This is a genomic window from Pseudomonas sp. zjy_15 (assembly GCF_043101865.1).
Taxonomy (GTDB): domain Bacteria; phylum Pseudomonadota; class Gammaproteobacteria; order Pseudomonadales; family Pseudomonadaceae; genus Aquipseudomonas; species Aquipseudomonas putida_Y.
The window spans coordinates 1-11327 of record NZ_JBICII010000045.1; the positions used below are offsets into that span (position 1 = coordinate 1).

Genomic DNA, 11327 nt, shown 5'->3' on the forward strand with positions numbered 1-11327 from the left:
CCTCCTGAAGTCGCAATCTGCGTCGCCTGAACTACCGCGCGCTTAGAAGCAAAAGCCAAAGCAGGAGCAGAAGCAGAAGCGACTGCCACGCCTGGCATCACTTCCTCAGTGGATCATCCCAGAAATGCCGCTCGGCCTCTTGCTGGATATCCGCCCGACTCAACCCCAAGTCGCGCAAAGTTGCATCACTGAGGCTGGCCAGCTCCTGACGCTGACGGTACAACTCCAGCCAACGCGCCGGACGCTGCAGGGCAGCATGCCACAGGTAGCTCAGGGAAAAGGCAGGTTGCTGGATGCTGCTGACATGACCTTTCATCGTGAAGCCCTCCGTGTTGATGGCTTCAGTCTCACGCCAGGCATAAGATCAATCCAACGAATGTTTCTGATGCGATGCATCTCGGAGATTGATGCAATGTCCCAGTACCAGAGCCTCGACGCGGACGTCCTGCGCACCTTCGTCGCCATTGCCGAGCAAGGCGGCTTTACCCGTGCAGGCGAAGTGGTCAACCGCACCCAGTCAGCCGTCAGCATGCAGATGAAACGCCTGGAAGAAGACGTTCTGCAGCGCCAGCTCTTCGAACGTGATGGCCGTCAGTTGCGGCTGACCGCCGAAGGCCAGGTCCTGCTGGGGTATGCCCGGCGCATTCTCAAGTTACATGGCGAAGTGTTCAACACCCTGCGCATGCCGCACATGGTTGGACTGGTGCGCATCGGCACACCGGACGACTACGCCATGCGCTTCCTCCCGACCATCCTGTCGAGCTTTGCCCAGGCCTACCCGCTGGTGCAGGTGGAAGTGCATTGCGACTCGTCCAAGCAGCTGATGCTGCGCCAGGATCTGGACCTGACCATCGTCACCCGCGAGCCCGGCAACGAGATTGGCCAGTTGCTGCGCCAGGAACGCCTGGTGTGGGCCGCGGCAGAAGGCTTTTGCCCGCACGAACAACGGCCGATGCCGGTGGCGCTGTTCAACACCGACTGCTTCTGTCGCGCCTGGACCTGCAATGCGCTGGAGGCACAGGGCATCGATTACCGTATTGCCTACACCAGCCCAAGCCTGGCGGCGATCTTTGCCATCGTCACCGCCGGGCTGGCAGTGACCGCGCAGTTGCAGAGCCTGATCGGGGGCAACATCCGCGTACTGGGTGAGAGCGAAGGGCTGCCGCAATTACCGATGGCCAATGTAATGCTGGTGCGCAGTACCCAGACCCCCTCGCCCATTACCGACTGCATGGCCGACTACATCGTTGAGGGTTTCAAGTAATCTGGGGCCGCAAAGCGGCCCAAAAATCTCACAGCTCAAACCCCAGCATCACCGCACAGACCACCAGAAACACACAGAACATCGCCCGCAATGCCTTCTCCGGCAACGCGTGGGCCAGCTTCACGCCCCAACTGATGCTGAGCAAGCCCCCCACCGCCAACGGAATCCCCACCCCCCAGTCAACGCTATGGTGCACGCCATAGGTCACCAGCGTGACTACGGTACTCGGCGCCGCCAGCGCCAGTGACAACCCCTGCGCCACCACCTGGGTAGCGCCGAACACACTGGTCAGGACCGGCGTGGCCACTACGGCCCCACCCACCCACCCCGAACAAGCCGCCCATTGTGCCGGCAAAGCTGCCCAGCACACCCAGCCACGGCCAGGCATGACGCAGCTCGGCACTCGGCGGCGACACCTTCATGAACATCCGCACCACGTTCCACACCGCCAGCACCACCAGAAAGCCGACAAAACCCAGGCGCATGGAATGCGCATCAAGCCCCACCGCCCAGATCGACCCCAGCCAGGCAAACAGAAAGCTGCACGCCGACAGCGGCAACGCATGGCGCAACGCGATGCGGTTGCGCTGGTGATACCGCCACAGCGCCAGCAACACGTTCGGCACCACCATCACCAACGCGGTCCCCTGCGCCAACTGCTGGTCCAGGCCGAACAACACGCCCAGCGCCGGAATCGCAATCAGCCCGCCACCAATGCCGAACAAGCCCCCCATGGTGCCCAGGGCAGCGCCCAGCACGATATACAACAACCACTCGATCATCAGGGCCTCCTCCGCCTTTACCCATAATGCGAGCATGCTAACGATTGCGCGCTAGCGGGGAAACGCACAGCAGCGCACAATGGCTGTGCGCTTTTCGCAAAAGCAAGGCAACCATGAGCCCCGATACCCTGACCGACCAATTGAGCCTGTTCCTCGATGTGCTGGAAACCGGCAGTTTTTCTGCCGCCGCCCGTCGCCACCCGCTGACCCCGTCTGCGGTAGCACGGCGCATCGACAACCTGGAAAGCGCCGTCGGCAGCCGCCTGTTCACCCGCAGCACCCACGCAGTGCGGGCCACGCCTGCAGGCAACGCCTTTGCCGAGCGGGCCAGGCGCATCATCGAGGAGTTGCGCCTGGCCCGGGCCGAAGCGGTGTCACTGAGCAATGCCCCGGAAGGCCTGATCCGCATCGACGCACCTGCCGCGTTTGGCCGCCGCCACCTGGCCCCGGCCATTGCCGACTTCCTGGTGGCCTACCCGGGCCTGGACGTGCAACTGCGGTTGATCGACAGTTTCGTCGACCTGCAGGGCAGCCACCTGGGCGAGGTCGACCTGGTGCTGCGCGCCGGCCCTTTGGCCGACACCCGCCTGGTCGCCACGCCGCTCGCCTACATGGTGCGCATCGCCTGCGCCAGCCCCGCCTACCTGGCCAGCCGCGGCATCCCCACCTGCCCCAGCGAACTGCCCGGGCATGACGGGCTCGACTGGGATGGCCTGGCGCCGCCGTTCGCCTGGCGCTTCAGTGTGGCCGGGCAAACCCGCCTGTACCGACCCGCGCGCATGCGCATGGCCGCCAACAATGCCGAAACCCTGCTGTTCGGCGCCCTCGCCGGCCTGGGGATAGCCCACCTTCCCACCTGGCTGATCAGTGAATACCTGCTGCGCGGCGAGCTGATCCCGTTGTTCTGCGACGGCGGCTTGCCTGAAGCCGAGACCAGCGGCATTTACGCGCTACGCCTGGCACATGAAACGAACTCTCGCAGCCGTTTGCTGCTCGAATTCCTCAAGAGCCGCTTCAGCCCGATTCCACCCTGGGACCTGGCCTTGCGCAGTGAACTGCGCGATTAACTCGCGCACTGATGATCAGCGTGCCAGAATTTTCCATTGATCACTTTCAAGGACCTGCATGAACGCCGACACCCAAGCCTCCTGTGACGAGCTGCTGCTGGACAACCAGGTCTGTTTCGCCCTGCACTCCACCTCGTTGCTGATGACCAAGGTCTACAAGCCGCTGCTGCAGGCGCTGGGCCTGACTTACCCGCAATACCTCGCCATGCTCGTGCTCTGGGAGCATGACGGCCTGACGGTGGGCGAAATCAGCCAGCACCTGCTGACCGACCCAGGCTCGCTGACCCCGCTGCTCAAGCGCCTGGAAAGCGAAGGCCTGTTGCAGCGTAACCGCAGCCGCGAAGATGAACGGGTAGTGATGGTGCAACTGACCGACAAGGGCCGCGCCCTGCAACAGCAGGCCAAAGAGGTGCCGCAATGCATTCTCAAGGCCAGCGGGCGCAGCCTGGAGCAGCTGCAGCAACTGCAAGCCGACCTGCTGATCCTGCGCGACAACCTGCAAAAAAACCTCTGAACGCTATGCTGTGAAATGGCCGTTCCGATGAACGGCGATTATTTATCTTGCGCACTAACTAATTGCGCGCTAATTTAAATTCCACACCAACCCCCGCCCTCCTGCAAACGGGAGTGCACAGCACATTAGCGAGGCTCAAGATGCAAAAGGTCACTCCGCTGTACATCGCAGAAGCAACCTCCACCGGTGGGCGCGACGGCAAATCCCGCTCCAGCGACGGCAAGCTGGCAGTCAGCCTGAGCACCCCCAAGGAACTGGGCGGCGCGGGCGGTGACGGCACCAACCCCGAGCAGATGTTCGCCGCCGGTTACTCGGCCTGTTTCATCGGCGCCTTGAAATTCGTGGCCGGGCAAGAGAAGAAAGCCCTGCCGGCAGATACCTCGATCACCGCCAAGGTGGGCATCGGCCAGATCCCGGGCGGTTTCGGCCTGGACATCGACCTGCACATCAACCTGCCGGGCCTGGCCCAGGCCGATGCCGAAGGGCTGGTGGAAAAGGCGCACCAGGTGTGCCCGTACTCCAATGCCACCCGCGGTAATGTGGATGTGCGCCTGCACGTAACCGTCTAAGGCGCAAAGGCTTGCGCGATCCCCTGTGGGAGCGGGTTTACCCGCGAAGAATACACCGCGGTGGATGGCACGGGCTTCGCCCGTGTTCGCGGGCAAGCCCGCTCCCACACGGATCTGCGCCAGCTTTTAGAAATTGAGCACGACAGTTGCACCCACAAAAGCACGAGCACACAGGCATAAAAAAACCCGGCTTGCGCCGGGTTTTTTGCGTCTCGCAAGAAGCATTACTTCTTGGAACGGCCTTTGAAGCTGTTGTCGCGAGTGTCGATGTCGATCCACTCGTCGATCTGGATGAAGTCGGCAACCGAGATCTCGGTACCGTTCGCCAGCTTGGCAGGCTTCATGACTTTGCCGGAGGTGTCACCGCGAGCAGCGTTCTCGGTGTAGACAACTTTACGGCTGATGGTGGTCGGCAGCTCAACCGACACCAGACGGCCTTCGAAGAACACGGCTTCGCAGACGTCTTCCATGCCTTCTTCGATGTACGGCAGAACGGCTTCGATGTCTTCGGCGTTCAGCTCGTACATGGTGTAGTCGGTGGTGTCCATGAAGGTGTACTCGTCACCATTGATGAACGACAGGGTCGCTTCTTTGCGATCCAGGATCACGTCGTCCAGCTTGTCGTCCGCACCGTACACGGTTTCGGTCTTGTAGCCGGTCAGCAGGTTCTTCAGCTTGGTCTTCATGATCGCGCTGTTACGGCCCGACTTGGTGAACTCAGCTTTTTGAACCAGCCACGGGTCGTTGTCGATCCGCAGTACGGTACCGGGTTTCAGTTCTTTACCAGTTTTCATTACGAAGTATCCGAATCTGGATGGATTTATAAAAATCGAGGCCGCGTATCATAGCGAATTTCGGTAAAAGTGTACTAGCGCTTCGGCAAGGTCCGGCTGAGCGGCCTGTCGCGCCCCCCAAAGGCGGGCATGCTGCTGCAGTTCCGGCCAATGCTGGCGGGCCGCCCGCCAGGCCTGGCCCATGTCGAAATCCATGTTCCATGCACGCCACAGGCCCAACAGGGCTGCATCGGCATCGTCTGACAGGCCGCAGCGATAATGCGCGAGGAACGCTTCGAGTTTTTCCCAATGGGCATTCTCGTCCTGCACATAGATGTGCCACAGCATCGGCTGCCCCGCCCACTGCGCACGCACGAACGAGTCTTCGCCACGCACGGCATTGAAATCGCAGCTCCATAGCAGCCGGTCGAAGTCGTCCTGGCTGACGAAAGGCAGCACCTGAACGGTCAGCGCCCCACGCGTGCGCACATCACCCACGTGCAGCGGCCCCTCGCCCAGCCACTGGCTGAGCCCCGCGACGATGCGCCCCTGCGGGACCAACAGGTGGCAGGCCTGGTCAGCCGTGGCCAAGGCATCAAGCCAGTTGCCCAGCTGTGGGTTTTCATAGGCGAACAGCGAGATCAGCAGCGCACCCGGCACAGGGTCTACACCAAGCCCCTGCAAAAAGGCACGGCGCGCCTCCGCCGACTGCTGGAACGCATCACGCCGGGCCAGCAGTGAACCTTCGCGCAGCAAACCGCCCGTTTTGTCGGTAAAGCCCGGGAAAAAGAATACCTTGCGCAAACCGTTGGGCTGCGGCGAAGGCAACCCATGGCAACCCTCCACCCAGTCCTCGGCACTCAGGTATTCGAGGTTGAGCCAGAGCGGCGGCTGCGGACGGGCACGCATGGCCTCGACATACGCCGCCGGCAACTGGCAGGCAAACGCGCCGATCACCACATCGGCCGGCGCCACCGGCAACCACGCTGCCGGCCAGTGGCGCACATCCACGCCGTGCTGCCACTGTTGCGCAGCCGTGGCGTCGGCGCCAGGGCACATGGGCGTGAAAGCGTTGAGGTCATCCACCCACAGGCGCACCGCCAGGCCGTGCTCGGCCACCAACTGCCGGGCCAGGCGCCAGGTCACGCCGATATCGCCGTAGTTGTCGACGACGCTGCAGAAGATGTCCCAGGTGGCTTTCATGCGCCCCTCCCGTGCTGGTGCAAAAACCGCGAATTCTGCGCATAATTTGGCGCTGACAAAAGCACCTGCGCAGAAAAATGCCCAAGCGCATGCGACAATGCCCCCCTACCACGCTGCCAGGAGGCTGCCATGCCACGCCACCGTGAACTGAAGATCACCCTCAAGCCGTTGCCGTTGATCATGTGCGTTGCCTTGGGCCTGTGGCTAGGCGCCATGGCCATTGCCGCGAGCCTGTGGCTGGCACAACAGTTGTGGCCCCAGCAGGTGCAACCCCTGGCCCAGGTTGTAGCCCCGCATGCAGACCGCCCCGTTGCAACGCCTGCACCGGCCCCAGCCCAGGATGCCCAGGCCGAGATGTTCGAACGCTACAAGGACATCCTGCACAAACAGGCGCTGCAACAGGCCGCCGATGCCGCACAGGGCAACCCGCGCAACCTCAACAGCCCCAAGTGCCAGTTCTGGCTGCAGCAAAACCGTACCGCGCCCACCGAAAAAAGCCAGGCCAACGTGCTGGAGTTCTGTTACTGACCATGGACAAGCCCCACCTGCTGGCGCTGATTGTCGCCACCCTCGAACATGATCTGGACGTGCTGACCCGCGCGGCGCAAACCGCCTACGAGGCCGCCACCGCCGAGGAGAACATCGCCGAGAACAAGTACGACACGCTGGGCCTGGAGGCCTCGTACCTGGCCACCGGCCAGGCCCGCCGCAGTGCCGAGATCCGCCAGGCGCTGGTGATCTACCAGCAGTTGCTGCTGCGTGATTATGACCCGGGGCGCGGCGTGCAGGTAAGCAACCTGGTGACCCTGGAAGATGAAGACGGCGGGCAGCGCCGGCTGTTTCTCGGGCCTGAGGCAGCGGGATTGAAGATTGGCGAGGGGGACGGGTTGGTGACGGTGATTACCCCACGATCGCCGCTGGGGCAGCTGTTGCTGGGCAAGCGGGTGGATGACGAGGTGAGCCTGGGGGCGCAGGTATCGTTCATTGTCGATGTTGTCTGAACCGGCCTCTTCGCGGGCACGCCCGCTCCCACAAGGTTCCCACTGTCTTCAGGGCTGTGATGTCCCTGTGGGAACGGGCGGGCCCGCGAAAGGGCCGGCGCAGGCAATAATTCTCTAAAGGGCCTGCAAGGCATCGAAACGCCCCGCCAGCCCCTGCTCGGCAAACTGCTCCACCACAAAATCGACGAACACCCGGGTCTTGCCCGGCAACAGCTTGTGCTCGGCGAAATACAGGCTGATATACCCATCGTCCACATACCAGTCCGGCAACACCCGCAGCAGCCGACCGGCCAGCAAGTAGGGCACGGCAAACGGCAGGCTCACCAGGGCAATACCCAGCCCCTGCTCGGCCACTGCGCACGCCGCGTCCGAATCGCTCATGGTCATCGCCTGGCGCAATTGCAGCGGCTGCTGCGCCTGCCAACGGCTGGTCAACGGCCACGAGCGCACCCGCCCGGTCTGCGGTGACCGGACCAGGATGCCGTCATGGCGTTGCAGCACTTGCGGGTCTTCTATCGGCGCGTGCCGCTGCAGATAGGCCGGCGCCGCCACCAACACCCGGTGCGCCGGGGTCAGCTTGCGCGCCACCACCCCTGGCGGCAGTTCGAAACCACCGCCAATCGCTGCATCGAAGCCCTGGCCGATCAGGTCGACCTGGCGGTTGTCGAAATGCCAATCCGGGGTAATCGCCGGGTAGCGGCGCAAGAATTCCCCCAGCAACGGCAGCACGTACAAGCGCCCGAACACCGTGCCCATGCTCACCCGTAACGACCCGGCCGGCTGGCCTTCTGCACTGGCCAGGTTGGCCACGGCGTACTGAATGGTGCGAAAGCTGTCACTGACCTCGCCGAGAAAACGCTGCCCCGCTTCGGTCAAGGTCAGCTTGCGGGTACTACGCTGGAACAACCGCACACCCAGGCGCGCTTCCAGCTGCGCAACGTGCTTGCCCACGGCAGCCGGGGTAAGGCTCAGGCGCCTGGCGGCTTCGGCAAAACTGCCGACCTCGGCACTGCGGATGAAGCATTCCAACGCGCTGAATGATTCCATGGCCATGATTAGCAACCAAAGGTTTACTCTGCTGATAGTGATTGCCATCTTATCAGTAGGTAATCGTGCGCCGATACTGTGCCTATCCAAGGCATTTCGGCCTGGCTTCCAGCAGGAGAACAGCATGTCCAAGCAACTTACACTCGAAGGCAAAGTGGCCCTGGTACAGGGCGGTTCCCGAGGCATTGGCGCAGCCATCGTGCGGCGCCTGGCCCGCGAAGGCGCGCAAGTGGCCTTCACCTATGTCAGCTCTGCCGGCCCGGCTGAAGAACTGGCTCGGGAAATTACCGAGAACGGCGGCAAAGCCTTGGCCCTGCGGGCTGACAGCGCTGATGCGGCAGCTGTGCAGTTGGCAGTGGATGACACTGTGAAGGCCTTGGGCCGGCTGGATATCCTGGTCAATAACGCCGGTGTGCTGGCAGTGGCCCCGGTGACAGAGTTCGACCTGGCCGACTTCGATCACATGCTGGCCGTGAACGTACGCAGCGTATTCGTCGCCAGCCAGGCCGCGGCACGCTATATGGACCAAGGGGGTCGCATCATCAACATTGGCAGCACCAACGCTGAGCGCATGCCGTTTGCCGGCGGTGCACCGTACGCCATGAGCAAGTCGGCACTGGTCGGCCTGACCCGCGGCATGGCACGCGACCTCGGGCCGCAAGGCATTACCGTGAACAACGTGCAGCCCGGGCCAGTGGACACCGACATGAACCCGGCCAGTGGCGAGTTCGCCGAGAGCCTGATTCCGCTGATGGCCGTTGGGCGGTACGGCGAGCCGGAGGAGATTGCCAGCTTTGTCGCTTACCTGGCGGGGCCTGAAGCCGGGTATATCACCGGTGCCAGCCTGACGGTGGACGGTGGGTTTGCAGCCTGATTGAAAGGTTGCCTGTGCCGCGAAAAGGCCGGCACAGGCTTAGCCTTTCCTTGCCCCCAGGCCTTGTTCCATCACGTCCAGAAAAGCCCGGGCAGCCGGTGTGGGGCTGGACGACCACACCGCATACAAGTGCCGTACCGGCGCATCCACCAACCGCGCCACGGCCACCCCTTCGATGCCCTGAGCCACCCGCTCGGGCACCAGGCCGACGGCCATGCCCCGCTGCACGAATTTCTCCACCAGACGAACATGCCCGATCTCGAACTGCACCCTGCGCTGCAACCCCACCGCCTGAAACGCCTCGTCGGTCTGTCGTCGCGCCCCAGTGCCTTCGGGGAAATCCACCAACACCTCGCCTGCCAGGTCAGCCAGCGCCAGTTGTGCCCTGCCCGCCAAGCGGTGCCCCAACGGCAACACAGCGGCCAGTTCTTCCCTGGCCAGCAAGCGATGCTGCACCCCCTGCACCACCTCGCCCTGCCACAGCCCGATAAAACCCACGTCCAGGCGCCGCTCGAGCACATCAGCGATCAGCGATTCGCTCTTGGCCGTGAGCCAGCGTACATCCACATCCGGATAAAGACCGTGGAACACCGCCAACAGGTCGACCAGGTCCAGCGCGGTGAGCGAGCTGATTTCACCAATCGCCAGCCGCCCGCGTACCTGGCCACAGGCCGCCGCCACATCATCGGCAATGCGCCGGGCCGCCTCCACCGCTGGCCGTGCACTGAGCACAAAGGCCTCCCCTGCAGGTGTCAGGCGCACCCGTCGCGAACTACGCTCGAACAGGCTCACCCCCAACTGCGCCTCCAGCCGCGCCACCTGATGGCTAAGCGCCGACTGCACCACATGGCAGCGCTCCGCCGCGCGGGTAAAACTGCCGGTGTCGGCCACGGCAAGGGCATATTCGAGCTGCTTGAGGTTCATCGATCTATCTGCTTTCAAGATGAATAGGTTGAAAACTATACATTGGTGTCATGCCTGGCACTTGCTGATAATCATCACCACACACGACTGCCCCCACGAGAATTGTATGCACACCCCCACTCTCAGCCGCGCCTTGATCCTGCTGATGGCCACCGCCACAGGCCTGGCCGTGGCCAGCAACTACTACGCCCAACCGCTGCTGCACAGCATCGCCCAGCAGTTTGGCCTGAGCACCGCCAGCGCCGGCAGCATCGTGATTGCCGCGCAGCTCAGCTATGGCGCCGGCCTGTTGCTGCTGGCACCGCTGGGCGACCTGTTCGAGCAGCGCCGGTTGATTACCGTGATGACCGTTGTCTCCACCCTGGGCCTGGTCATCAGCGCCTGTGCACCCAGCCTGCCCTGGCTGCTGCTCGGCACGGCGCTGACCGGGCTGTTCTCGGTGGTGGCACAGATCCTCGTGCCGATGGCAGCAACCCTGAGCGAGCCGCATCAGCGTGGGCGCGCGGTCGGCACGCTGATGAGCGGCCTGCTGCTGGGCATCCTGCTGGCGCGTACTGCTGCCGGCTTCATGGCCGAGCTGGGTGGCTGGCGCAGTATCTACGTGCTGGCCGCCGTGCTGATGGCACTTACCGCCGTGGCGCTGTACCGCAGCCTGCCACAGCACCACAGCCACGCCGGGCTGAAGTATCCGGCGCTGATCGGCTCCGTGTTCCGCCTGTTCATCGAAGAGCCCGTGCTGCGCCTGCGCTCGCTGCTCGGTCTGTTGGCATTCAGCCTGTTCGCCCTGTTCTGGACACCCCTGGCGTTTCTGTTGGCAAAAGGCCCCTACCACTATTCGGATGCAGTGATCGGCCTGTTCGGCCTGGCCGGTGCGGCAGGTGCGTTGTCGGCCAACTGGGCCGGGCGCCTGGCGGACCGTGGCAAGGGGTCGCTGGGCACCACCGTGGGCCTGGTGGTGTTGCTGCTGTCGTGGGTGCCGCTGGGGTTTGCCGAACAGTCGCTGCTCGCCTTGCTGCTGGGCGTGCTGATGCTCGACCTGGCGGTACAGCTGGTGCATGTGAGCAACCAGAACGCGGTGATCGCCCTGCGGCCCGAGGCACGTACGCGGCTGAATGCCGGTTATATCACCTGCTACTTCATTGGCGGGGCGCTTGGGTCGTTGCTGGGCACGCAGCTGTTCCAGCGCCAGGGCTGGATGGGGATTGTGGTGGCCGGGCTGGTGATTGGCGGGCTGGGATTGCTGGTGTGGGGCCTGGCCGAGCGTAAGCGCAAGAACACCTTGCAGCTGGCCTGATAAATGACCACTGGA

The 11327-nt window shown here is 63.4% G+C and carries 13 protein-coding genes and 1 pseudogene; 8 read left to right on the forward strand and 6 right to left on the reverse strand.

The features are described from left to right. Window positions 1–97 precede the first annotated feature (97 nt). Window positions 98–316, reverse strand: a complete 219-nt coding sequence (locus tag ACF8EF_RS08665) for a DUF1127 domain-containing protein (RefSeq protein WP_014591954.1) — start codon at window positions 314–316, stop codon at window positions 98–100. A 96-nt stretch (window positions 317–412) separates the two neighbouring features. Here ACF8EF_RS08665 and ACF8EF_RS08670 point away from each other — a divergent pair, with 96 nt between their 5' ends. After that, entirely contained in the window at window positions 413–1264 is an 852-nt protein-coding gene (locus ACF8EF_RS08670) for a LysR substrate-binding domain-containing protein (protein WP_392529072.1), read from the forward strand. Window positions 1265–1292: 28 nt separating this feature from the next. Here the strand turns inward: ACF8EF_RS08670 and ACF8EF_RS08675 are convergent. Next, a pseudogene (locus tag ACF8EF_RS08675) lies at window positions 1293–2046 on the reverse strand (sulfite exporter TauE/SafE family protein). A gap of 113 nt (window positions 2047–2159) precedes the next feature. Here ACF8EF_RS08675 and ACF8EF_RS08680 point away from each other — a divergent pair. The 3 genes from ACF8EF_RS08680 (at window position 2160) to ACF8EF_RS08690 (ending at window position 4196) form a co-directional block, all read left to right on the forward strand. Further along, a complete protein-coding gene (locus ACF8EF_RS08680; protein WP_010952891.1) occupies window positions 2160–3113 on the forward strand; it encodes a LysR family transcriptional regulator in 954 nt (317 codons plus the stop codon). A 58-nt stretch (window positions 3114–3171) separates the two neighbouring features. Then, complete coding sequence (locus tag ACF8EF_RS08685) at window positions 3172–3627, forward strand: MarR family winged helix-turn-helix transcriptional regulator (RefSeq protein ID WP_392461684.1); 456 nt, start codon at window positions 3172–3174, stop codon at window positions 3625–3627. A gap of 140 nt (window positions 3628–3767) precedes the next feature. Beyond that, a complete protein-coding gene (locus ACF8EF_RS08690; protein WP_176685633.1) occupies window positions 3768–4196 on the forward strand; it encodes an organic hydroperoxide resistance protein in 429 nt (142 codons plus the stop codon). A 224-nt stretch (window positions 4197–4420) separates the two neighbouring features. On the opposite strand, the gene efp is transcribed toward ACF8EF_RS08690, so the two are convergent. Together efp and earP are read right to left on the reverse strand one after the other, a co-directional pair. Then, on the reverse strand, window positions 4421–4990 hold the full coding sequence (gene efp / locus ACF8EF_RS08695; protein WP_003252871.1) for an elongation factor P: 570 nt from the start codon (window positions 4988–4990) through the stop codon (window positions 4421–4423). 48 nt (window positions 4991–5038) lie between these two features. Further along, on the reverse strand, window positions 5039–6172 hold the full coding sequence (earP, locus tag ACF8EF_RS08700; protein WP_392461686.1) for an elongation factor P maturation arginine rhamnosyltransferase EarP: 1134 nt from the start codon (window positions 6170–6172) through the stop codon (window positions 5039–5041). A 129-nt stretch (window positions 6173–6301) separates the two neighbouring features. On the opposite strand from earP, the gene ACF8EF_RS08705 reads away from it, so the two are divergent. Both ACF8EF_RS08705 and ACF8EF_RS08710 read left to right on the forward strand, forming a co-directional pair. Further along, a complete protein-coding gene (locus ACF8EF_RS08705) occupies window positions 6302–6700 on the forward strand; it encodes a hypothetical protein (RefSeq protein ID WP_176685635.1) in 399 nt (132 codons plus the stop codon). 2 nt (window positions 6701–6702) lie between these two features. Further along, on the forward strand, window positions 6703–7173 hold the full coding sequence (locus tag ACF8EF_RS08710; protein WP_176685636.1) for a GreA/GreB family elongation factor: 471 nt from the start codon (window positions 6703–6705) through the stop codon (window positions 7171–7173). Window positions 7174–7287: 114 nt separating this feature from the next. Here the strand turns inward: ACF8EF_RS08710 and ACF8EF_RS08715 are convergent, their stop codons facing one another. Continuing rightward, complete coding sequence (locus ACF8EF_RS08715; RefSeq protein ID WP_176685637.1) at window positions 7288–8226, reverse strand: LysR family transcriptional regulator; 939 nt, start codon at window positions 8224–8226, stop codon at window positions 7288–7290. 118 nt (window positions 8227–8344) lie between these two features. Between ACF8EF_RS08715 and ACF8EF_RS08720 the strand changes: the two genes are divergently transcribed. Next, entirely contained in the window at window positions 8345–9094 is a 750-nt protein-coding gene (locus ACF8EF_RS08720; protein ID WP_176685638.1) for a 3-oxoacyl-ACP reductase family protein, read from the forward strand. A 39-nt stretch (window positions 9095–9133) separates the two neighbouring features. Here the strand turns inward: ACF8EF_RS08720 and ACF8EF_RS08725 are convergent, their stop codons facing one another. After that, entirely contained in the window at window positions 9134–10018 is an 885-nt protein-coding gene (locus ACF8EF_RS08725; protein ID WP_209964315.1) for a LysR family transcriptional regulator, read from the reverse strand. Between the two features lie 106 nt (window positions 10019–10124). Here ACF8EF_RS08725 and ACF8EF_RS08730 point away from each other — a divergent pair, with 106 nt between their 5' ends. Continuing rightward, on the forward strand, window positions 10125–11312 hold the full coding sequence (locus ACF8EF_RS08730) for an MFS transporter (protein ID WP_392461687.1): 1188 nt from the start codon (window positions 10125–10127) through the stop codon (window positions 11310–11312). The last annotated feature ends 15 nt before the right edge of the window (window positions 11313–11327 follow it).